The following is a 22,432-nucleotide window of genomic DNA, read 5'->3' as shown; positions in this document are numbered from 1 at the left end:
GTCTGAAGATGGGCTTTAATCGGCTTTCCCGTCGGCAGGCTTTTCAAGGACGCGTGCGATGACCGTGACGACGTCGCCCAGGGTGCGCACCTGCTTGAAGGCTTCCGGGGAAATGCGGCGGCCGCCGAGATGGGGCTTCAGCTGCACGATCATGTCGACCGCGTCGATGGAATCGATGTCGAAGTCTTCGTAGAGACGGGCTTCAGGCTTGATCTTGTCGGCGGGAATCTCGAAATCGTTCACGAGAATTTCGGAGAGGACCTGATAGACCTTTTCTTCCTGAGGGGTGAAGGTTGTCATGTTCTTAATTCTGCTTATGCGTTTCAATGTAGGCGGCGAGCGTGCGGACGTTCTTGAAGACGGTCTTTGCCTCTTCGCTTTCCGCGGTCAGCGTGATGCCCCAGCGCTTCTTGACGGCAAGGCCGAGCTCGAGGGCGTCGATGCTGTCGAGGCCGAGCCCTTCGCCGAAGAGCGGTTCATCCGGGTCGATGTCCTCAGGCCGGATGTCTTCGAGCCCTAGCGAGGAAATGATGAGGGACTGGATTTCGGAGATCAGATCAGTCATGGCGCATCGGAGGAAGTAGGTTGACGAATCCCGGGGAAAAGTTCTCTGCCGAGGGCAAGCGTAAACCGCCGGGCAGCGAGCCGAGGGGTGGCATTATAAAGGTCGAGATAGGGAGCCGCCGGAATCTCGGGAAGCGCTTCAAAAGTGAGCATCATGGGCTTCTCGGGCAAATGCCACCAGCCGCGGTCCTTGGTGAGCCAGCGCGGGCTCGCGGTGATGCGGACCGGCGTGACGGCGCGCCTCGTGTGGAGCGCGAGCTGCGCGGCGCCCCGGTGAAGCCGCGGCATTTCGCCCTCCGGGAATTCGCTCGGCGTCCGGGTGCCTTCGGGGAATATGACGAAGGCCGTCCCCGACTCGAGCTCACGGGCGAGCTTTTCGATCGCGTCCGGTCCCTCGGCGTTCGAGACGTAGCCGGCGGCGCGAATGGGCGCGCGCGTAAAGATGTTTTTGAGAAGCGACGCCTTCACGATGGTCGTCGCCTCGGGCACGACGGAAAGGAGGCAGACGACGTCGATCAAGGACGGGTGGGAGCACGCAAGGATAGCGCCCTCTTTCATGAGCGCCTCAGGGTTTCTGACTTCCACCCGCACGAGCCGGAGCGCCGTGATGATGGTGACGAAGCATCCGAACCACCACCGGACGACCGCGCGGGCGCGCCGGCGCTCCTCTTCGGGACTTTTCGACGTCATTTTGAGCACGGGCGTAATCAGAAGCCCGAAAATGACGCCTCCGAGCCCGAAGAGCGCAAAGGCGAAGGCCGTGCCCGCGAACTGGAAGGGCATCAGAACGTACCGCACGAGGGGGCTCTCCGGATCAGCGGGCGAGCGCGCCCGATTTTGCCCACACCCAGGCCGCATGGCGGTCGAGGTGCGTGAAGAAGGGCGCGTCCGACGCGATGAGCCAGCTGAGAACCTCGAGGTCTGCAGGGGTTCCGGCGAGCTCCGCGAGGCGCGGGTCAGGGGCTTCGCCGGATTCAAAGGGCCGCGTGGTAATGGCGCAATAGGGGCCTTTCTGCTTTTCCTTCGCCCAGGCCTGCGGGTCCGCGCTTTCATTCTGCCGCCCGAGGAGAAGTCCCCAGACATGCGTGACGCCGGGAGCATCAAAGTCGACCGGGGGCTTGGCTTCCGCAACAGTAAGAATGACCGTCTCGTGCTGAAGCAGTTCGCTCACGGCGGACTCAAAGGCGGCTTCGGCGCCCCAAAGGCCGTTCGCGAGTGCGGTGAGCGCCCCTTTGTGGCCGAGCGCAATCGAAAGGAGGCTCGCGGGGCCGTTGTGAACGCTCGCAGCAAATTTGGCGGGGGAGAGCGGCTCATCGCGGGCCGCCTGAGTGAGAAGCTCCGTCGCGAGCGCCGCATCTCCCCAACGGGACGCGTAGACCCAGGGGGCGTCGGGCGCTTTCGCGGCGAGGGGCCCGAGAACTTCGGCGAGGGCCCGCCCGAGAGGCGTGAGGCGCCTGCGGAGCATGGCAGGGATCGCAGCCGCTTTTGCCGAGGGCTCTTCTGCGCCGGGAGGCGCATAGGGCGAGGATTCAAGTCCGAAGGACGGGAGCGAGGCGGCCTCGCGCCAGGCGTCTCTTCCGGCGACGCCGGGCGCCCAGGCAGCCCAGTCGAGGATCTGTGCGGCGTTCTGCATGAGAAAGTGCGCTTCTTGTGACGGTTGGAAATCACTAGATTTTAGAGATTTCCCGGCTCACTTTCTCCCTCCGCTTCCCCGATGGTTCAGAGTGCTTCAGAGCGGGAGCCTTTCCGTGCGCCCGCCCGAAAGCGTGTAGTTCCGACCCTGGAAAGTAAGAAAATGCAGGGTTTGGGAGAAGTCGCCTCTTGCGATCGTGAGCGTTTCCCGGGAAACCGGTGCGCGCCTCATCGATTCTTTTTCGCCGAGCGCCTCCGAGAGAATTCTTCCCGTGGGAAGCGGGAGCGGCGCGTCGTCGTCAAGAAGACTCAGCATCGTCATGAGGGTTGCCGCAAAGTCCTCGTGCGTAGCGGGTTCGGCGTGACGCCCGAATCCGGGGAAGCGGCTCCCCTGAATCGCGAGAAGCGCATGGGTTTCCTGAGGCAGAAGCCCGCCGTGGGCGCCGCTCCCGAGCGGCAGGGCATTCGTCATCACGCAGCGCCCGGTTTCGGGGTCGCCTCGCGGGATGAAGCGGATGTCGGGTCCGCGCGGGTGAGCGCTCGAGAGGAGCCCCTCCGAGAAGGTTCCGGGAATGAGGCCCTCGCGGGCGCCCGGCAGCCCCGGATCGGGCTGGGAAAAGACCATGCCGACCTCGGGCGAGGCCATAAGCGCATCGCGCACGGCTTCGAGCACTTCTCTTCTCTTTCCCGGCACCCAGATGCCGGAGGTGTATTCGCCGATCAGAATGACGTCGTCGGCTTTGGGGTCGGCGCCCTGCGCGATGTCGCTCCCCGTCAGCACGTGAAGCCCGGCATTTTCGAGAATCTCTTCGAAATCGGCGTGCCGCGCGACCTCAACATGGCCGTGGTCCGACATGACGACGAGCTGAATGTCCTTCGCGCGTCCTTCCGTCTCCCACCAATCAAGCACCCGCCCGAATTCGTGGTCCGCCTGCCTGAGGCCCTCGAGCGTTTTGGCGGAAAAGAGCCCGAGTTCATGCTCGCTGTGGTCGGGCTCGCCGATCCAGAGAACCGTTGCTTCGGCAAGCCCCTCGGGACCGTTCTTGAGTTCTCGCTCGAAAAAGAGGTCGACCGTGAGCGTGGTTCCGAGCGCATCCGGAAATTCAAGCGGGACGCCTTTCCCGTGCGCGCGGATAAGCTCCCGAGCCTCGGCGCCGGGGATGGCTTTGTCGAGCGCATGCACGGGAGCGTTGAGGTGGCCGGAAAAGTCCGAGGCATGCACGTGCTGCAGACGCGTGCTCCCGGGCGAATTGGCGCAGTAGATTCTGAGGCGCTTTCCCTCGCGCGCGAGCCGGGCGCCCAGGTCCGGCACCGCATAAAGACCGTGCAGAAGGGCGTCTGCTTCCATCACGGAATCGATCCGGAAGCCTTCAAAGAGGCGCATCCGGCGCTTTTCGTCCTCGTAGCAGAAGCTGTTTGCGATGACGCCGTGGCGTTCGGGGCGGACCCCTGAAAAGATCGACGGGTGGTTGACGTAGGTTTCCGTGGGGAAGCAGGCGAGGTAGTTTTCCCACGTGTGGGACTTTTCCGGAAAGCCCGAGAGCCGCGGCATGTTTTCGGGCGTCGCAAAGTCGGGCCTCAGCCCGTCGAAGCCCACGATCAGAAATTTCAAAGACATCTTAAAAAAGATGCCGCACGAGAAAGCGGTTCTGCGTGCGGCATTTCATCGAAAAAACAATCAAAAAACCTTATCGGCTCTGCGGGTCGAGCTTCTGCTGGACCCAGTCGCCGAGAAGAGACATGGAAAGCGTCGAAATCACGATGACGACGCCGGGAATGACGGCGATCCACCAGGCGGTGGTGAGGTAGTCGCGCCCGAAGCCGAGCATGGTGCCCAAGGAACTCATCGGGGGCTGGACGCCCACGCCGAGGAAGGAGAGCGACGTTTCGAGCAGAATCATCCCGGGGAAGTTGAGCGTCATGTTGACGACAAGGGCGCTCGCGATGTTGGGAAGAATGTGCCTCAGAAGGATCCGGCGGGTCGGGATGCCTAAGCTCTCGAGCGCTCCGGCGTAGCCTTCGGTATAGGCCGAGCGCGCGAGGTTTCTTGCGAGCCTCGCGTACCGGTCCCAGCCGTAGACCGCCATGATGACGATGATCACCTTCACGTCCGTGCCGAGGAAGGCAAGGATCGTGAGCGCGAGCACGATGAAGGGAAGCGACGCCGTAAAGTCGATCCCGGTGTTGACGAGGTCGTCGATGAAGCCACCGAACCGGGCGGCAAGGAACCCGAGCGCGGTGCCGACGATGGCGCCCAAGAGCGTCCCCGTCACGGCAAGAACGAAGGAAAGCCTCAGGGAGTAAAGAAGCCTCGAGAGCACATCGCGCCCGAGCTCGTCGGTTCCGAGCGGGTGCGCGAGCGACGTAAAGGGCGCTACGAGCCTCGACATCAGATCCATGTCCTCGAGCCCGTAGGGGGCGGCGACCGGCGCGAGAAGCCCCGCGCAGAAGAAGACGACGAGGATGATGGCCGAGAGCCCGGCGAGCCCGCGGGGCCTTCCGGCAATGCTCCGGGAGAGAAGCCCCGGCTTTTCAGCAATTTGCGTGGCAGCAGTCATTTTCGTTTGATCCCCCGGGCGGTCAGTTTTCCTTCCTCAGGCGCGGATTCACGACGAGGGCGAGAATGTCCATGAGGAGGTTGGCGAGGATGAGGGATGCGCCGGTGGCGAGCACGATCATCTGCACGACCGGAATGTCGCGAAGCGCCACCGACTGAACGAGGAGCTTCCCGACGCCGGGCCAGGAGAAGACGGTTTCCGTGATGACGGCGCCGGCGACGAGGGTGCCCAAGAAGAAGCCGAGAATCGTGAGAATCGAGAGCATGGCGTTCGGAAGGGCATGGAGCCAGATGATGCGGGCCCTCGGGAGCCCTCTCATCTTCGCCGCCCGCACGCAGGGAAGCCGCATGGCTTCGAGCATCGCGCTTCTCGCGTAGCGCGAGAAGATTGCGGCTTCCGCGGTCGCCATCGTGATGATCGGCATGATGTAGTGAAGAAGCGTCGCGTTCCCGTAGGACGGGAGCCACCCGAGCCAGATCGAGAAGACGAGAAGAAGGAGCACGCCCATGAAGAAGTTGGGGACGGCGTAGCCGAAGACCGAAAGCACCATCATGCCGCGGTCCAGCGCGGTATTGCGGTGAAGCGCCGCGATGACGCCCGACGGGATCCCGATCAAAAGCGTCACGATGGCAGTGGGCACCATCAGGTCGATCGTGGCGTCGAGCGCCTCGAGGAAGACGTCCTTCACGGGCTGGCTCGTCGCGTAGCTCACGCCCATGTCGAGCGTGAGCGCCTTCTGGATGTAGACGATGAACTGCTCCCAGAGGGGTTTATTCAATCCCCACTGCTCGCGGAAGGCGTCGAGCGCGATCTGGTCGGCCGAGTCGCCGAGCATGAGGCGCGCGGGGTCGCCCGTCATGTGAAGCCCGAAGAAGACGCAGGCGGCAAGGAGCAGAAGCGTCAGCGCCGAGCGGAAGACAAGTCTCGAAATGAGTGCGAACATGGATCAGTCTCCCGATTGCGGCTTAGGACCGGGGAGCGGCGTGTCGGTGACGAAGGAGTGCTTCACGAAGCAGGCCGTCTGGTGATGGTCGTTGACCGCCTCGAGCTGCGGGACCTCCCTTCTGCAGCGCTCGCACGCGACGGGACAGCGGTTGGCGAAGACGCACCCCTCGGGGCGCTCCATCGGACTCGGCATCACGCCCTTCGGATAAAAGCGGATCACGTCGTCCTCGGCGCCGGGCGTTGAGGCGAGAAGGAGCCTTGTGTACGGGTGCTGCGGGTGGTGGAAGACTTCGTCGACGGGCCCGAGCTCGACGATGCGCCCTAAGTACATCACCGCCGCGCGGTCGCAGAGGTAGCGCACGACGTTGAGATTGTGCGAAACAAAGAGCATCGCCATGTGGGTGGCGGCCTTGAGGCGATTCAAAAGCGCGAGGACCTGGGCCTGAATCGAGACGTCGAGCGACGCCACGGGTTCGTCGCAGACCAAGAGCGCCGGCCGGAGCGCCACGGCGCGGGCAATGGCCGCACGCTGGAGCTGCCCGCCCGACATGACGCCGGGGAGCTTCCTCGCGTTGTGCTCGGGAAGCCCCACGGCGCGAAGCACCTGGAGCGCCTTCGCGGAGGCGTCTTCGTGAGAGAGGCTGAGGTGCACCTCAAGGGGCTCGGCAATCTGGTCGAGGACGCTCATCCGCTCGTCAAAGCAGCTGAAGGGGTCCTGATAGATCATCTGCGCGGCGGCGCGCTGCGCTCTCCAGGGGGCGGTGCGGGGTTCCGGGTATTCCTCATCGCGGAACTTGACCGAACCCGAGGTCGGACGCATGAGGCCGAGCATGAGGCGCGCGAGCGTCGACTTCCCGCACCCCGATTCGCCTACGAGCCCGAGCACTTCGCCGCTCTTGATCTGAAGGTCGACGTCCTCGAGCACGTTCCAGGGCGTTTTGCGGCCGAAGAACCCGCGGCGAGCGTAGTAGCAGTGCTTTTCGATCCGGGCGTCGACGATCACGGGGAAGTCGCTCTTCTGAACGCTCCCGAAGCCCTTCCTGTCGATTTCCTTTTCGATTTTGATCGATCCCGCGCCTTCGGGCGCGGCAGCCGCGAGCTCCTCGAGCTTTTCGAGGTCGGCAGTTCTCGTGTGCGCATTGTCGCAGCGCGAGCACCAGTCGGGCGCAATGGCGATCATGGCGGGAAGACTTTCGCGGCAGCGGGTTTCGGCAAGCACGCACCGGCTCGCAAAGGGGCAGCCTTTGCCCAATTCGGAGGGCGAAGGGACTTCGCCTTCAATAGGCTTCAGCGACCCCCTCGGGCTTTCCATGTCGGGCATGGCGTTGAGAAGCCCCTCGGTATAGGGGTGCGAGGGATTGGGAATCACCTTTTCGCAGGGGCCCACTTCCATGAGGGTGCCGGCGTACATGACGGCAACCCGGTCGGCAACGTCGCGCGCGAGATGGAGGTCGTGCGTGACGAGAAGCATCGACATCCCGCGCGCGCGCACGAGGTCCCTCAGTTCCGAGAGGATTTCGCGCTGCACGACCACGTCGAGCGCCGTCGTGGGTTCGTCGGCAAGAAGGAGCTTGGGCGAGCCGATGAGCGCAAGGGCAATGAGCACGCGCTGGCGCATGCCGCCCGAAAGCTGATGCGGATAGCTTGAAATGCGCTTTTCGGGCGCGGTGATGCCGACCTGCTTCAGAAAGGAGATCGCGAGCCCGGTCAATTCCTTCTTCTTTTCGAAGATGAGCCGTTCGCTCGCGCGGTCCCGATAGTCGGGATGACGGTAGACGATGGTTTCAATCAGCTGGTCGCCGATCGTGCGCATGGGGTTCAAGGCCGCCATGGCGTCCTGCACGATCATGCTGATGTCGGCGCCGCGGATGCGGCGGAGTTCCTTTTCGGGGGCGCCGGCGAGTTCGCGGCCCTCGAAGCGGATGCTTCCGGTGGTGGTGTTTTTCGACCCCGCAAGGCCGAGGATCGACCTTGCGAGGACGGATTTGCCTGACCCCGATTCGCCGATGAGAGCGAGCGTCTCGCCCTTCGGAAGATCAAGGTCGATGCCGTGAAGCACCTCGACGCCGCTGAAGGCGACCCGGAGGTCCCGGATCGTGAGGAGCGGCGCGGGCGCCTCATGGAGATCGGAGGTTGCGTCTCTTTCCTTCATTCTTCTTTTCTTTTTCGGGGTCAGGAGTCAGGAGGATTACTTGAACTTCAGGTTTCTGGCCGAAAGATCAAGCGCGCCCTGGGTGCCCGGCTCCCAGATCACGTTCTTCTGCTTGCCGTAAATCATCGGGAGCGCGTAGATCGGGCAGGCGAGCGGGTCGGTGAAGAAGACTTCCTGCATTTCCTTCCAGGCGGCCTTGCGGGCGGCGGGGTCGGTCGAGGATTCAAGGATCTTCCCGAGGTCGCCGAACTTCTGATATTCGGGCGAGTGGACGAAGTAGCCGCTTGCATCCCAGAAGGCGCCCGGCTTCATGCGGCGCCAGAGCTGCGAGGCGGGATCGGGGAAGTAGGCCGAGAGCGACGCGTTGTTGATCATGCGCGTGGCGCCGGGGGCCTCAACCTGAGACCAGTTTTCCTTCACTTCGATCTTCACGTTGATGCCGACCGCCTTCAGCATGCCGGCAATCGCCTGGGAAACGGTGAGCTCCTGCGTGTAGTAGCCCGCCTGGATGCGCCAGACGATCTGCTCGCCCTTATACCCGGAAGCCTTCACGAGCTCGCGCGCCTTCTGCGGGTTGTATAGCTTCTTGTCAAGTTCAGGGATGAAGAGGTCGCCGAAGGTCTTCGACTGGAAGCTGTTGGCGGGCGTCGTCTTTCCGCCCATCAGGGCTTCAACGAGAAGGTCGCGGTCGATGGCGTAAAGGAAGGCCTGGCGGAGCTCCTTCGTCATGATTTTGTTCGACTTGTCGTCAAAGACGAGGGAGTAGATGTTGTCGATCGGGCCTCCGACCACATCAATGCGGCCGTCCTTCGACAAGGGCTTCACCTGGTCGGGCGGGACTTCGGTAATGAGGTCGAATTCGCCCGAGCGAAGACCCGCGACGCGGGACGACAATTCCGGCACTTCAACGAAGGAGAGCTTCTCGGCCGGGGCCTTTTCGCCCCAGTAGCCGTCAAAGCGCTTCAGTTCCAGGCGGTTCCCGGTCTTGAACGAAACGATTTCATAGGGGCCGGTGCCGATCGGGTGCTTGATCCAGTTGTCCCAGCCGCCCGCCTTCTTCCAGCCGTCCTCGGAAATGATTTCCGACATGCGCGCGGAGAAGCGCCGTTCAATAAGGGGGTCCGGCGTCTTCATCGTGACGCGCACGGTGTAGTCGTCCACCTTTTCAACCGACTTGAGGCCGCCCAGGAACTCAACCGCTGCGGGACGCCCCGGGGCGGTGTCGGAGAGAAAGCGCTCGGGGCCGAAGGAGAAGACCACGTCGTCGGCTGTAAAGTCCGTGCCGTCCTGGAACTTCACGCCCTGACGGAGCTTGAATTCGACGGTTTCAGGAGAAATGCGCGTCCAGGAGACTGCCAGACCCGGCTGCAGTTCGCCCGTCTTCTGATCGGCGTGAATGAGCGTTTCGAAGATCGAGAACGCGACGCGCTCGAGCGGATTGTGGTTCTTGCCCTGCGGCTCGATGATGGTCGGCAGCTGCGGCATGGCCACGACCATGTGCTGAGCGCTCGCCCAGGCCTGAGAGGCAAAGAGGCTCGCGGCAATGACGGCACCGGCGAGGATCGACGGGTGCGCTTTGGGGAATTGGGCCATGGCGGATTCCTTGAAAATGGCGTGTCCGGTGATATAAAGACGGGTTCGGGGTTTGAAGAACGGTGCCTGGACACTGTGGGCGCCCGTTATTCTTCCCGCCGGCCATTAAGGTTTGCTTTAAATTGTGTGACGTTTCCGTGACGGGCGCGTCCGCCAAAAGGCGTACTCACCCGGGCAAATCGCCCGTAATTACCCGCAATGCAGGCGGAATTTCCCTTAATTTTCCTCTTTTCTCTTGATGTGAATTATGACCGAGCGACACGTCATTGATTTTGAAAGACGTTTTGGAGGCGTTGCCCGCCTCTATGGAAAGGATGGCGCCCGGGCGATCCGCGAAACCCGCTTCTGCGTGGTGGGCGTGGGAGGCGTCGGTTCCTGGGCGGTGGAGGCGCTCGCGCGCACCGGGGCGGAGAAGCTCACGCTCATCGACCTCGACAATGTGGCCGAGAGCAATACCAACCGCCAGATTCAGGCCCTGGGCGAAGCCTACGGCATGGCGAAGGTCGAAGCCCTGAAGGCCCGCATCGCGCTCATCAATCCGAGGGCCGAAGTTGCCTGCGTGGAGGATTTCGTCGACGAAGAGAATGCGGCGGACCTGATTCCCCCGGACGCGATCGTGCTCGACTGCATCGATCAGGTGCGCGCGAAGGCCGCGATGATTGCCCGCTGCCGCGCGAGAAGGCAGTTCATCGTCGTGTCGGGCGCGGGCGGAGGCCGCACCAATCCCCTTGAAATTCAGGCTGGCGACCTCGGACGCATTTCGGGCGACCCGCTTCTTGCATCGGTGCGCTATCGGCTCCGAAAGGAATACGGGTTCCCCAAGGCCTCGCCCGATGCCGGAAAGCCCGGGAAACCCCTGCCGCCCCTCTTTCGCGTTCCGGTCGTCTATTCGGCAGAGCCCGTCAAAAAGCCGCTCGGCGACGAAGCCTGCAGCATGGAGACGACGGCGGGACTTGCCTGCTCCGGGTACGGTTCGGGCATCGTCGTGACGGCGACCTTCGGCATGGCGGCCGCTTCAATTGCCATGCGGGAAGCTGTGAAGAGAGGCGCGCAATCCTGATCCGCCGGAAGGGATTGAAAAAGGCGCTCCGGACCCAAACTCCCGTGGGCTAGCACCAAAAGTAGTGCTTCCCCGCGGGAGGGGTGACGCCGATCTGCTCATAGACCTGAGTCTGCCGCCTGGTCAGCAGATCCACCCTCCATTCACGGCTGTTCCCCACACGCACAGCCACTACCGGCTCAATGGCTGCCAGAAGCTTGTTCAATGAGTTCCCAGGCAGAACAGCCTGCTTCTTTCGAGCCTGCATGGCTACCTGTCTATAGATTGACTGGGCCAGTTCATAAACGAACAGCTTTCCCTCAAAGGCAGTCTGCGTTGCCATCAGGCGGCGCGCATCTTCCTCGACCTTCAGCTCCCGGAAGGTGCGTTCGATGTTGTTGCGGTCCGAGTAGATCGTAAACACTTGAGCCGCAGACAAATACCGATCCGTTCGGATGGCCAGGCACCCTTCAAACTCGGTCTTCCGCGTCATAACCTGCGCCTTGCGGTAGTAAACCTTATGACCCTTATCGGATTCCTTCTCTCCGATGCAATTGGCCGTACGCTGAGCCAGACGGGGGTCCAGTTTCCTGCCCGAATTCAGAACCTTGAGCGCATCCTCGACATCCTTGGCTAGGCGTCGCGCTGCGAAACTGTTGGTCAGGGGATTGTAATAGAGGTAAATGAAGACCTTGCGCTGAATAGGCTTCACCCCCGGTAAATTTTCCGTCCAGGCTTCAGCCTCCGAGGGGCTGAGAGCCATTTCAACAAATCCCGTGTCGCCGTTCATGTAGCCGTTCTGCGTGAGCAGATCCCGGTGCTGGCGGAACAGCTTCTTGACGGAGTCTTCAACGATGGGAATGCCCTGGACGAATCCAATGTGATGATCAAGCAGGAATTGCGTGGCAAACGGATTCCTGAAGCCGCGATCCGTAACAAACGTCACAAAGGACAGATCGAAGCCGGCGGAAATCATGTGCTTCAGAATGGGGACAAACGCCTTTGAGTCATTGATGGATCCCCAGTAGCTGTAAGCGAAGATGGCCTCGCCCGTTTCCTCATCGCATAGAAGCATCAGATTGACCTGCTTGAGCTCCGGGTTCTGCTTGGCGTGGCCGTACTCCGCTTGATCGATGGTTGTGGAAAATGTACTGATGCCTGTGCTGTCGAAGGCGACGAGGAACGGCTGCTGAGGCTCTCCGGCGTCTTCGCCGGAGCTGGTCTGTGCTCGCTGGCGAGCAAAGAACCTCTCGCGCGCAGCGTCGTAGCGCGTCTTGAAAAAGGCGTCGATTTTGCTCTGATCAATTCGGCTGAGAAGCTCTGAAATCCTCTGCCCGGAAACAGGCTGCAGTCGAGGAAGCCCTGTGGCAGCGGCCCAATCCTCAAATCGATCCATGGCAGGTCCCTGGTCGAAGACATAGACGGCCAACTGAGCAAGAAGCAGTCCGTCATCCGCGCCGAAAATGCCCACAAGGGCATCGAGCATGCCGCAGTTGAGCAGCGTCATCCATGCAGCCCAGGGCTTGCCGATGCGGAGATAACGGCGCGCCTGACGCATTTCCTCAAGCGGATCCGGTTCCAGTTCCTCGCCGGAAGCCAGCAGCTGCGCCTTTGCGGCGGCTTCCTTCGCGTCTTTCTGCTGCTGCGCCTCCAGCTCATCCCATTCCTGCTGAGCATTTGGATTGGCAGAAAGATACTCAGATCGCGAGAGCAGCTGACCTTCCCAAAAGAAGAGTTCGGGCTGTGTGAATTGGGGAAATCTTTTGCGGAACCTGGGGGACACGGTGATCTCATTGGTTGGCTGAATGCGGCCGACCATCTGACGCCCCGTCACGCGGGCCTGCTTCTTCTCCTTGTCCCAATGATTAGTCTCAGCCACGACGTACTGATAGCCGGACCGGCGATTGGTTCTCAGGAAAACATGCCACTTTTCAGTCTCCCCATCCTTCTGCACGGAGAAACCGGTGAGTTGTTTTTTGTTACCGCTTTTCATAGCACCAACTCTAAAATAGAGTAGAGCTATTATACTGCCAAAATAAATCCCGCGTTTTCATTTTTTATAGAAAACACGGGATTAAAAAGAAAGTTTTGGCACCTTTTAACTTGAGTCAATACCCGATGGTGCTAGAGGCCGGGAGTTTGGGTCCGGAATCGTTCCGCGAGCGCCTTTTCCTTGAAGACAGGGTGAAATTAGTCTTTGAGCGGGAGCCGCGCCTCAACAATCGCGCGGAAGGCTTCGACGGAGTTCGCAAGCGCGAGGTCGTTGAAGTCGAACCCCGGATTGTGGAGCGCCGCCTGGTGCCCCTCGTCTCTCAGGCCCACCTTCATGTAGACCCCGGGAACGGCTTCGCTCATGAAGGCAAAGTCTTCGCCGCCCATCGAGGGCCTGGCGTTCGTGATGACGTTTCCGGCTCCGAAGACGGGCTTCAAAGCGTCGATTGCCGCGAGCGAAAGCTTTTCATCATTGATCTGCGGCGGATAGCGCCTCTGGTAGTCGAGCTTCACGACGCCCCCGAAGGTGGTGCCGATGCCGGAGGTGATTTCGTTGAAGCGCTTTTCAATGAGATCGCGCACCTTCCCGTCGAACGTGCGGATCGTGGCGGAGAGCTCCACGCGCTGCGGAATGACCGTGGGGGCGAGCGGGTCGCCCGCATGCACGTAGCAGCAGGAGACGACGGCGGAGTCGTTGGGGTCGACGCGGCGCGAGACGATCGTCTGGAGCGTGAGGATGAGTTCAGCGGCCGCCGGCATCGGGTCGATCGCTTCCTGCGGACGGGCGCCGTGGCCGCCCCGGCCCTCGACCGTCATGTAGGCGATGTCGACCGACGCCGTCATGGGGCCGGGCTGAAGGAGAATGGTGCCGATATCATGCGAGGGGTCGCCGTGAATGGCGTAGACCTCTTTGCAGAGGAAGCGCTTGAAGAGGCCGTCCTTGATCATGAGGTCGGCTCCCGCCCAGCCTTCTTCGCCCGGCTGGAAGATGACGGCGACGGACCCCGCAAAATTGCGGTGCTTCGACAAATAGAGCGCGGTTGCGAGAGCCCCTGCCGTATGGCCGTCGTGGCCGCAGAGGTGCGCGCATTTTTCGACTTCGCTCGTCCAGGGATTCTTTGTTTCGTCCTGAATGGGAAGCGCGTCCGTGTCGCCGCGAAGCCCGATCATGGGACCCTCCGCTCTGCCCTTGATGAGCGCGACGACGCCGTTCTTTTCAACGCGCTCCACGCGGTCGACAGGGAAGGTCGAGAGGAAGGCCTCGAGCTTTTCTGCCGTCCGGGCGGTATCCATGCCGATTTCCGGATGGCGGTGAAGATCGCGGCGGAATTCAATAATGCGCTCGGCATCCTCGCGGCCGAGAAGCGCTTCAAGCGTGCGTGGCATCTGGGGAAAGCTCCTTCGAGAAAAAGAAATCAGAATTTCCGGTGCATCCATTATGGGCCTCTGTGAGGAGAGGGGCAGAAGACGGCCGGCACGGAAGCTGATCCACATCCTCTCAGCTCCGCTTTTTCCTCTAGGAGAAGACCCATTGAATTGTTCGCGTATGATTTCGGAACAGTCTGCCGCGTTCAGCACTTTCCGGGAGTTTTCTCATGGTCGATCCGCTTTTTCAGAATGCCGTCGTTTCAACGCGCAAATTCACGCTCCCCTGCGGCACGCTCCTTCTCGGCGCTGTTGAAGGGAAGCTCGCCTTCTGCGACTGGGAGTCGGGCTGGCATCGCGCGACCGTTCAGAAGCGGCTTGATCGATTCCTGAAGGGCCCCTATGAAGCCCGCCCCGACCCGCTCCTCGACCGTACGGAAGCGGAGCTTCGGGAATACTGGGAAGGGAAGCGCCGCACGTTCGACCTTCCGCTTCTCTTTCTCGGCACTGATTTTCAGAAGGATGTCTGGAACGCGCTTCTCGACATTCCCTGGGGCGGAACGGTGAGCTACGGCGAACTCGCCCGCAGGATCGGGCGCCCGAAGGCCGTGCGCGCCGTAGGGGTGGCCGTGGGCGAAAATCCCTTTTCAATCATCGTTCCCTGTCACCGCGTGATCGGGAAGGACGGGTCCATCACAGGCTACGGCGGGGGGTTTGAAGCCAAGCGCATGCTTCTCGGGATTGAGGGCGTCGTGATCTGAGCGTTTTTTCCGGTTCGGGGAAACACATTTTGAAATGATTTGAAGGCATGAGAGAGAAGCTCAGCGAATAATATTTCGGAATACGAATTATTTTGAATCCGAATTTTCATGACAGACGCTTCATCTCCCCCCGTCACGCGGCTTTTCGACCTCGCGTTCGCGCTCCTTGTACGGGGCGCTGAGACGCCGGACCAGGTTTCAGACGTGCGCTCGGGCCGCATATCCATTGCGAAGGGCCGGATTCTATCCGTCCTCGCGCGGCAAAGCGGCGGGCCGGATGGAGACAAAAGGGCATTCCGTCTCAAGGATCTCGCGGAATTGACGGGCTTCGCGCCTTCCACGGTTTCAGAAGCCGTGGAAGAACTCGCTTCGCTCGGGCTCCTCACGCGCGAAAGGCTCCTCACTGATCGGCGCACGGTGGCGATACGGATTACGGAAAAAGGTCGGGAGAGTTTGGCCGGGAAGGAACTTGCTGCGCTCTGGCAGGAGGCGGCGAAAGGGATGCCGGCGAGCGACCTCGAAGCCTTCTGGCGGGTCGTGGAAGGCGCTGCCGGGAAGCTTGAGAAGTCGACCAATCGTTCAATTGCAGAATCATGATGAAAACGCACGCTTATCTTTCGCGCTTTGTTCCGGGACTCTTTTCGGGCGTTCTCTGCTTCGGCTTCCTCGTTCCGGGCGCTTTTGCCGCTTCTCCCGGCGAACCCTCTGGTGCCCCGGGAATGGCAATGAAGGCGCCGTCCGTCGCCGCGGGAAAAGTTTTTGCCGTCGACGTTCTCCCCGGGCGGCGGTACTCCGCGCGGATACTTTCACCGGCGGTCGTGAGCATTACGTCCCGCGTCTCGGGCGAGATTGTCGAAGCGCCTTTTGCCGAGGGCGGGCGTGTGAAGAAGGGAGACGTGCTTTTCCGGCTCGACCCGGTGCGCTATGAAGCGGCGGTGAAGAGCGCCGAAGGTGCAAGAAAGGAGGCGGAGGCCGAGCTAGAGTATGCAAAGCGGTCGCTTGATCGCGTCAAAAAGCTCTGGGAGCAGAATGCCGAGAGCCGCGACGCCTATGACGCGGCGGTACGGACGGCAAAGACTGCGGAGGCCGCGCTTCTTGCGGCCGAAGCTGATGTGGCGCTCGCCGAAGATGATCTGAAGCACACGGTGATCTCAGCACCCTCGGACGGGCGTGCGGGCGTGGCCGCCTTCCCGGTCGGGAGCTGGGTGTCGTCTTCTTCGGGAGCCCTCACGACCGTGGTCGTAACCGATCCCGTGCGCGTGCGGTTTGCCGTCTCCATGAAGGATGTTGCTTCCGTTTTCGGGTCTGTCGAAAAGCTCCGCGAGGAAGGGTCTGCAGAGATTGAGCGCGCTGACGGAGCGAAGCTCGAAACGCCCGCGCGCATCGCCTTCACCGACAACAGTGCGGGCGCGGATACCGATACGCTCGATGTTTATGCCAAGGTCGCAAATCCTGACGAGGCGCTGATACCGGGGAGCACCGTCGCCGTCGAGCTTCATCGCAGATCGCAGGGCGGAGCGATTGGCGTTCTTCCTTCCGCAGTGATGCATGACGAAAAAGGCGCCTGGTTGTGGGTGATATCCGCAGAGAACCGCGCGGAAAAGCGCCGGATAGAGGTCGAGAGCACGACGGAATCCGCCGCGATTATTGCTTCCGGACTCCGGGCGGGAGAAACCGTCATTACGGATGGCACGCATAAGCCCCGCGAAGGCGAGCCCGTGCGGATTGTCGAAGGAGAGTGACGATGCTCTCGCGAATCTTCATTCTCAGGCCGAGGCTCGCGGCAGTCCTCAACATCATCATCACGCTTGCCGGTCTCATCGGTCTCATGAATCTCCCCGTAGAGGAGTATCCCAACATTGCGCCGCCCTCGCTCTTTGTTTCCGCGAGCTATACGGGCGCGAGCGCGGATGTCGTCGAGCAGACGGTCGGGATGCCGATTGAGGATGAAATCAACGGCATCGACGATCTGCTTTATTTCTCGTCGACGAGCTCGAACGACGGCTCCTACAGCTGTTCGGTGACCTTCAGGACGGGAACGGATACTGACATTGCGCTCGTCAACCTCCAGAATGCGGTGAAGCGTGCCGAGGCGCAGCTCCCCTCAGAAGTCACGCGAAGCGGGATCCGCGTGGAGAAAAGAGGCGACGACAACCTTGGCATGATCGCCTTCGTGACGGACGGCACGAAGCTCTCCCAGTCCGACCTCGTCAATTACGTGAACGATACGTTGAAAGACGCGCTCGCCCGCGTGGAAGGCGTGTCGTCCGCGGAACTCATGTCGAACCGCTGGAGCGCGATGAGAATCTGGCTCGACCCCCTGCGTCTTGCGGGGCTCGGGCTCTCGGCCGACGACGTGAAGGCCGCGGTTGAAGCGCAGAATCTCGCCGGTGCAGCGGGTTCCGTCGGCGCCGAAGGCGCGAGCCCCTGGATTTATTACAAGTTGAACGTCACCGGGCGCCTCAAAACCGTCGATGAATTCGAAAACATCGTCGTCCGATCGGATCCGGAGAAGGGAAGGCAGGTGCTCCTGAGAGATGTGGCCCGGGTTGAGCTCGGCAGCGAATCCTACTCGGGCAAGGTCATGCATAACGGCGAGGAGTCCGTGGGCCTCGGGCTCTACCGGGCCCCCGACGCCAATGCGCTCTCCACCATGAACCGCGTGAAGGCGGAGCTCGAGCGCTGGAAGCCGAGGTTCCCCGAAGGCGTCTCCTACGTCTTCGGCTACGACCCCACGGAATTCATCCAGGTGTCGATGGAGGAAATGGCGACCACGCTCATCGCGGCGCTTGCGCTCGTGGTGGGCGTCACCTGGCTCTTCCTAGGCGACTGGCGGGCGACGCTCGTTCCCGCATCCGCCATTCCGGTGTCGCTTCTCGGCGCCTTCGCGGGCCTCTATCTCCTTGGATTTTCAATCAACACGCTCACGATGTTCGGCCTCATTCTGGTGATCGGATCGCTCGTCGACGACGCCATTGTGGTGGTTGAAAACACGCAGCGCCTGATTGACGAAGGGCTCGAGCCCCGGGAAGCTGCGAAGAAGAGCATGGGAGAAATTACAGGCGCGGTCATTGCGACCACGCTCGTCACGATCGCCTGCTATGCGCCGCTCCTCTTCTATTCGGGCATGACCGGCGAAATCTACAAGCAGTTCGCGGCGAGCATGTGCATTGCGCTCACGCTCTCGACCGTCGTCGCCCTCACGCTCTCGCCGGCGCTCTGCGGCCTCATCCTTCGCCGGCGCGAGGCGGGCTCGGGCGGGTTCCTTCTCAGGGCGGCCGAATCCGGGCTTGGATGGCTCCGGGATCGGTATCTCGGAGGCGCGGGCGCTCTTCTGAAGCACATGACGCTCTCGCTCCTTATCTTTGCCGGTGTCTGCGCGGGCGTCTGGTTCCTCTATCGGAGCCTCCCGGCATCATTTCTCCCGGCCGAAGACAAGGGCGTCGTGATGGTCAATATGGAGCTCGCTCCGGGAGCCGCACAGAGCCGCACCGAAGCCGCCATGACCGAGATGCGCGAGAAGATTGCGGCTATTCCCGGCGTGCGCTCCACCATGACGATTTCCGGGATGAGCATGATGAGCGGTTCGGGCGAAAACGCGGCCATGTGCATCGCGGATCTTGAGAGCTGGGATAAGCGCACGGAACCCGAACGCTCGATCGACAGCATCATGACGAAGATCCGTACGGCGACCGAGGACATGGCTGCAGCCGAAGTCACGCCTTTTGCGCCGCCCGCGATCATGGGTTTGGGCGCCATGGGCGGCGTCTCCTTCGAGCTCTGCTCGACGTCGGGCACGACTCCTGCGGAGCTCGCCCGGACGGCGCAGAGCATCGCCGACGAGCTTGCAAAGTCTGGCGCGGTGCGCTCCGCCATGTCGAGCTTCCGCGCGGACACGGTGCAGCTGCGCTTCACGCTCGACCGGGCGAAGGCCGAACTTCTCGGCAAAGGACGCCTATTCGGCGCTCCAGAACGCGCTTGCGTCCTACTACATCAATGACTTCACCATGAAGAACAGCAACTATGAAGTCATCATGCAGGCCGAGCCCGGCTACCGCGCCAATGCCCGGGATATTGAGGAAATATCGGTCGTCAATTCATCGGGCCATCTCGTTCCGCTCTCCGCTATCGGGTCGGTCTCCTACGAAACGGGCGCGCGGGAGCTTTCGCGCTTCAACAAGATGAGCTCGGCCTCGATGAACGTGCAGACGGCAGAGGGCGCGAGCGAAGGCGAAGTCTTCTCCGTCATCGAGTCGCTCAAACTCCCCGAGGGCTACACGATCGAATGGACGGGTCTGAGCCGGCAGCAGGTTGAAAATCAGGGCCGCATTGTGCTCTTTACGGGGCTCGCGCTCCTTTTTGCCTATCTCTTTCTCGTGGCGCAGTACGAGAGCTGGATGATGCCGGTTTCCGTGATGCTCTCCGTCGTCTTTGCGCTCGCGGGCGGGCTTCTCGGGCTCAAGGTCGCCGGGCTCGACCTCAGCATCTACGCGCAGCTCGGGCTCGTCATGCTGATCGGGCTTTCGGCAAAGAGCGCCATTCTGATGGTGGAATTTTCCAAGGTGAAGCGCGAGTCCGGGCTCTCAGCCGATGAGGCCGCGCTTGCGGGCGCATCGCAGCGCTTCCGCGCCGTCATGATGACCGCCTGGTCCTTCATCTTCGGCGTCCTCCCGATGGTGTTTGCAACGGGTGCGGGATCGGGGAGCCGCGAGGCGATCGGCGTGACTACCTTTTCCGGAATGCTCCTCGCGAGCGTTGCCGGGATCTTCTTCACGCCCGTTTTCTATGCATTCCTTGAGCGCCTGATGACGCGCCTCAGGAAAAAGTAGACCCGAAACCCCTAAAAGCGGGGGCGGCCCCGCAGGCAAAGAAAAACCCGGCAGAGTTTTATGAAGGCTCTGTCGGGTTTCGCAGTGGTCAACAGCGTCAGGCGCGATCAGCGCACAAGACCGTACGGCCACTGGCTCGTGCCGTACATGTTGTAGACGTGCTTGTAGCCCGATTCGACGAGGATGCGCGAGGCTTTTTCAGCGCGAACGCCCGAGCGGCAGATCACGAGAACCTTGTCGTCGACATTCGGAATCGCCTTGAGGCGCATGCCGGGCGTGAAGGTCGAGAGCGGCACGTTGACAGAGCCCTGAATGTGGCCGGAGGCGAATTCGTCGGGTTCGCGGACGTCGACGACGGTGACGCCGGCTTCAATCATCTTCCTGGCTTCAGCCGGGGCAACCTTCGCGTAGGCGGGGTTCGAATAGGTGAGAGGAACCGCGGGCTGGGGGTTCACGGGTTCAAGCGCCTGCGCATTCCCGGCGATGCCGACGGAAAGGGCGGCCGCCGCACAGGCGGCGCTGATTTTCTTCATCATGATGAAATTCTGCAAAAACAAAACGTTATGGAGGAGCAGAAGACGGAATGTCCTCAAGCTCGCTCCGGAGTTGCCGAGATTCTCTCACGAAGCGGTTGTCTGAGGCTTAAAGGCTATTGAAAGTGCGTCTGGGTTATTCGAGTGCAAGGTGATAGTCCCGGGTAACATATTCCTCAATGCGGAATTCAACAGGGTGGTCGCCCAATGCGAAAGCAACTCGCCGCTCGCAGATGACGGCGGTAGGCCATTCAAATCCATACTGCCGGCAGCGTGCTTCGGAGAGCACTTCCGCTTTGGCGGTGCTTTTGCAGCGCTGGATGGTGACGCCGCAGACGTTCTGATAGAAGGCGTAGAGGAGCAGCTCCTCATGCCTGACGATGTTTTCTGCCGTGAGCTTCTGAAAAAGCGCGGCGTTGAGAAAGTGTTCGTCAAAAGATACAGGGCCGCGATCCGTATAGTGCACGCGCCGTATATGGATCACCTTCTCGCCGGGAAGAAGCCTGAGGATGCCTGCGACTTCATCGCTTGGATCTTCGATTTCAAACATGCGCAAAATGGTTCGGATGGGGAGATTGGGCGCCTTGTCGTCCGGGCGCATTCTTACGTAGCGCGCGAGAATGCCCGAAGGATTCGAATCAAAACGGGCAACGAAGGTGCCGCGCCCCTGGTGGCGGACAAGAATGCCCTGATCGGTAAGGATCTTGAGCGCACGCCTCACGGTGCCCTGACTTACCTTAAAGCGCTGCGCGAGCTCGGCTTCATTGGGGAGCATGTCCCCCGTCTTCCAGACGCCCGCTTCAATCATTTGACTGATTTTGCGGCTCATCAACTCAAAAAGCGTTTCCCGTCGAGGAAGGACTGTTTCAAGTATTTCGGGGTTCTTCATGGCATTCGTCCTCAGGGAATTTTTTGTTAGGGCGTCACTATTCTGCATGCAGTTTAGTGGTCTTGAATTCAAAAAGGGCCGGAATCCCTTGGGATACCGGCCAAATACGCTCTACTGGAGGCAGACTCTGAAGGAAGATGTGAGATACATCAGGCTTCCCGGCCGTTTTCCTTCATCAGGAACTGGGCGAACATTTCAAAGCCTTCAGGCAGGCTCTCCTCATCCTGAATTGAAAAGTCGCCGCGATGGTGGCCGTTCTGGTTGCAGCCGAACATAAAAAATCCCATCCGACCGCCGTGCGAGCGCACCTTGCGGCCGATCATCGTGCAGTCTTCAGACCCTTTAACGTCGTCGTAACGATCCACAGAGTGGATGAACGGAATTCTTTTCGCAATGTCGGTAAGGTCTTCAGTAAGCTTTTCATCGGCGACAAGCGTTGTGGCTTCGCCCACTTTTTCAAATGTGACCTTGACATCATAGGAGTGTGCATTGCCTTCGACGATGCGTTTAGCGTATTCAACCATGTAGTTGTTCACTGCTTCGGTGGAGCCGCGCGTTTCAATCTGCATGACGGCGTGCGCGGGGACCACATTGCGTCCTGAGCCTGCGACTAGCCTGCCGATCGAAATACGCGTGTCGCCTTCGCTCGAACGAGGAATCCCGGCGAGCATTGTCGCGCTCGAACACGCAGCAAGGAGCGCGCTTCTTCCCTTTTCGGGATTTGAGCCGGCATGCGCGGGCGTCCCTTCAAAATGAATGTCGATCTTGGTGGTCGCAAGAAAGCCCCGGAAGCAGATCCCGATTTCGCCGAGTCGGCAGTTGGTGCCAATGTGAGAACTCACAAAATTGTCGACATCGTCCACAATGCCCGACTCAGCAAGAGGGCTCGCTCCTCGCGTGCCTTCCTCTGCGGGCTGGAAGATGAGCTTGATCGTGCCTTTGAGCTCGTCGAGATGGTCGTTCACCCAATGTGCGATTCCGAGACCGACGGCTGTGTGCCCGTCGTGACCGCAGGCATGCATCAGACCCGGGCGTTCGGAAGCGTAGCCGCCGGCGTTGGCTTCATGTGCAGGATCGTCGGTTTCCTGCACGCAGACACAGTCGATGTCAAAGCGGAGCGCCGTAACCGGGCCAGGCCGGCCCGTTCGAAAGATGGCGACGCACCCCGTGAAGCCCCCCATTTCTTCCAGCAACGCAGCGTCGACGCCCCGGTTACGGGCTCTTTCGATCGCCTCTTCAACAAGCTTCGGGTCTCTTCCCATCACGAAGTCGGGATTGATCACGGCTTTGCCGACAAGCACTTCGCAGGAGTATTGGCGAAGTGCGTTCACGATGTAGGCCGTGGTTTCAAATTCCGTCCAACCTTCTTCCGGGCGCTTGTGAATATGGCGGCGGTTGCGGACCATTTCCGCTTTGTAGAGGTCATTAACGAGCATGTCTGTCGTTCTCCGGTATGAAAAAGATATTCCTGATGAAGAAAGTATAGAAATGAAGAAACTCTAGGTTCGTGCTCAATACCGTCGGTTCAATGGGCAAGATTTTTGATAATGTTTTGTAAATAATGGACTTTTTAAAGTCCG

Annotated in this window: 18 protein-coding genes and 1 pseudogene; 5 read left to right on the top strand and 14 right to left on the bottom strand. The window is 60.9% G+C overall.

Going from position 1 to position 22,432, the window contains the following annotated elements; translation table 11 throughout:
- Positions 1-15: 15 nt before the first annotated feature.
- The 9 genes from FG381_RS03115 to FG381_RS03075 form a co-directional block, all read right to left on the bottom strand.
- A complete protein-coding gene (locus FG381_RS03115; protein WP_139687497.1) occupies positions 16-300 on the bottom strand; it encodes an acyl carrier protein in 285 nt (94 codons plus the stop codon).
- 4 nt (positions 301-304) lie between these two features.
- Positions 305-565, bottom strand: a complete 261-nt coding sequence (locus FG381_RS03110) for a phosphopantetheine-binding protein (RefSeq protein ID WP_139687496.1) — start codon at positions 563-565, stop codon at positions 305-307.
- Positions 562-1,362: a lysophospholipid acyltransferase family protein gene (locus tag FG381_RS03105; protein ID WP_226960343.1), complete on the bottom strand. Its 801-nt coding sequence runs from the start codon at positions 1,360-1,362 to the stop codon at positions 562-564. Before FG381_RS03105 ends, FG381_RS03110 begins: the two co-directional genes overlap by 4 nt.
- A gap of 16 nt (positions 1,363-1,378) precedes the next feature.
- Positions 1,379-2,197, bottom strand: coding sequence for a beta-ketoacyl synthase chain length factor (locus FG381_RS03100; RefSeq protein ID WP_139687494.1), 819 nt, complete (start codon positions 2,195-2,197; stop codon positions 1,379-1,381).
- A gap of 96 nt (positions 2,198-2,293) precedes the next feature.
- The gene (locus FG381_RS03095) at positions 2,294-3,814 is read right to left on the bottom strand and encodes an alkaline phosphatase family protein (protein ID WP_139687493.1); all 1,521 of its coding nucleotides are present in this window, start codon (positions 3,812-3,814) and stop codon (positions 2,294-2,296) included.
- Between the two features lie 70 nt (positions 3,815-3,884).
- Positions 3,885-4,754 carry an ABC transporter permease gene (locus FG381_RS03090; protein WP_226960342.1) on the bottom strand — a complete coding sequence of 290 codons (870 nt, stop codon included), beginning with the start codon at positions 4,752-4,754 and terminating at the stop codon, positions 3,885-3,887.
- Between the two features lie 22 nt (positions 4,755-4,776).
- A complete protein-coding gene (locus tag FG381_RS03085) occupies positions 4,777-5,697 on the bottom strand; it encodes an ABC transporter permease (RefSeq protein WP_139687492.1) in 921 nt (306 codons plus the stop codon).
- Between the two features lie 3 nt (positions 5,698-5,700).
- Positions 5,701-7,851 carry a dipeptide ABC transporter ATP-binding protein gene (locus FG381_RS03080; protein ID WP_139687491.1) on the bottom strand — a complete coding sequence of 717 codons (2,151 nt, stop codon included), beginning with the start codon at positions 7,849-7,851 and terminating at the stop codon, positions 5,701-5,703.
- A gap of 36 nt (positions 7,852-7,887) precedes the next feature.
- On the bottom strand, positions 7,888-9,444 hold the full coding sequence (locus FG381_RS03075; protein WP_139687490.1) for an ABC transporter substrate-binding protein: 1,557 nt from the start codon (positions 9,442-9,444) through the stop codon (positions 7,888-7,890).
- Positions 9,445-9,691: 247 nt separating this feature from the next.
- Between FG381_RS03075 and FG381_RS03070 the strand changes: the two genes are divergently transcribed.
- Positions 9,692-10,504: a tRNA threonylcarbamoyladenosine dehydratase gene (locus FG381_RS03070; RefSeq protein ID WP_139687489.1), complete on the top strand. Its 813-nt coding sequence runs from the start codon at positions 9,692-9,694 to the stop codon at positions 10,502-10,504.
- A gap of 49 nt (positions 10,505-10,553) precedes the next feature.
- Here the strand turns inward: FG381_RS03070 and FG381_RS03065 are convergent, their stop codons facing one another.
- Positions 10,554-12,476, bottom strand: coding sequence for an IS1634 family transposase (locus FG381_RS03065; RefSeq protein WP_139687373.1), 1,923 nt, complete (start codon positions 12,474-12,476; stop codon positions 10,554-10,556).
- 197 nt (positions 12,477-12,673) lie between these two features.
- Positions 12,674-13,861: a M20 metallopeptidase family protein gene (locus FG381_RS03060; protein WP_139687488.1), complete on the bottom strand. Its 1,188-nt coding sequence runs from the start codon at positions 13,859-13,861 to the stop codon at positions 12,674-12,676.
- 209 nt (positions 13,862-14,070) lie between these two features.
- On the opposite strand from FG381_RS03060, the gene FG381_RS03055 reads away from it, so the two are divergent.
- The 4 genes and pseudogenes from FG381_RS03055 to FG381_RS03040 all read left to right on the top strand — a co-directional run bounded on the left by FG381_RS03055 (position 14,071) and on the right by FG381_RS03040 (position 19,430).
- Positions 14,071-14,601: a methylated-DNA--[protein]-cysteine S-methyltransferase gene (locus FG381_RS03055; protein WP_139687487.1), complete on the top strand. Its 531-nt coding sequence runs from the start codon at positions 14,071-14,073 to the stop codon at positions 14,599-14,601.
- A 108-nt stretch (positions 14,602-14,709) separates the two neighbouring features.
- The gene (locus tag FG381_RS03050) at positions 14,710-15,198 is read left to right on the top strand and encodes a MarR family winged helix-turn-helix transcriptional regulator (RefSeq protein ID WP_139687486.1); all 489 of its coding nucleotides are present in this window, start codon (positions 14,710-14,712) and stop codon (positions 15,196-15,198) included.
- Positions 15,195-16,343, top strand: a complete 1,149-nt coding sequence (locus FG381_RS03045) for an efflux RND transporter periplasmic adaptor subunit (RefSeq protein WP_139687485.1) — start codon at positions 15,195-15,197, stop codon at positions 16,341-16,343. The genes FG381_RS03050 and FG381_RS03045 overlap by 4 nt, the downstream gene beginning before the upstream one ends.
- Positions 16,344-16,345: 2 nt before the next feature.
- Positions 16,346-19,430 (top strand): annotated as a pseudogene (locus FG381_RS03040) (efflux RND transporter permease subunit).
- A gap of 107 nt (positions 19,431-19,537) precedes the next feature.
- Here the strand turns inward: FG381_RS03040 and FG381_RS03035 are convergent.
- The 3 genes from FG381_RS03035 to FG381_RS03025 all read right to left on the bottom strand — a co-directional run bounded on the left by FG381_RS03035 (position 19,538) and on the right by FG381_RS03025 (position 22,288).
- Complete coding sequence (locus FG381_RS03035; protein WP_139687484.1) at positions 19,538-19,966, bottom strand: rhodanese-like domain-containing protein; 429 nt, start codon at positions 19,964-19,966, stop codon at positions 19,538-19,540.
- A gap of 133 nt (positions 19,967-20,099) precedes the next feature.
- Positions 20,100-20,852: a GntR family transcriptional regulator gene (locus tag FG381_RS03030; protein ID WP_165697815.1), complete on the bottom strand. Its 753-nt coding sequence runs from the start codon at positions 20,850-20,852 to the stop codon at positions 20,100-20,102.
- Between the two features lie 149 nt (positions 20,853-21,001).
- On the bottom strand, positions 21,002-22,288 hold the full coding sequence (locus FG381_RS03025) for an amidohydrolase (RefSeq protein WP_226960333.1): 1,287 nt from the start codon (positions 22,286-22,288) through the stop codon (positions 21,002-21,004).
- Between the last annotated feature and the right edge of the window lie 144 nt (positions 22,289-22,432).

Source organism: Sutterella faecalis, from assembly GCF_006337085.1.
Lineage (GTDB): Bacteria > Pseudomonadota > Gammaproteobacteria > Burkholderiales > Burkholderiaceae_F > Sutterella > Sutterella faecalis.
The sequence above is the reverse complement of the archived record's forward strand: the minus strand, read 5'-3'. Positions and strand labels throughout refer to the sequence as shown.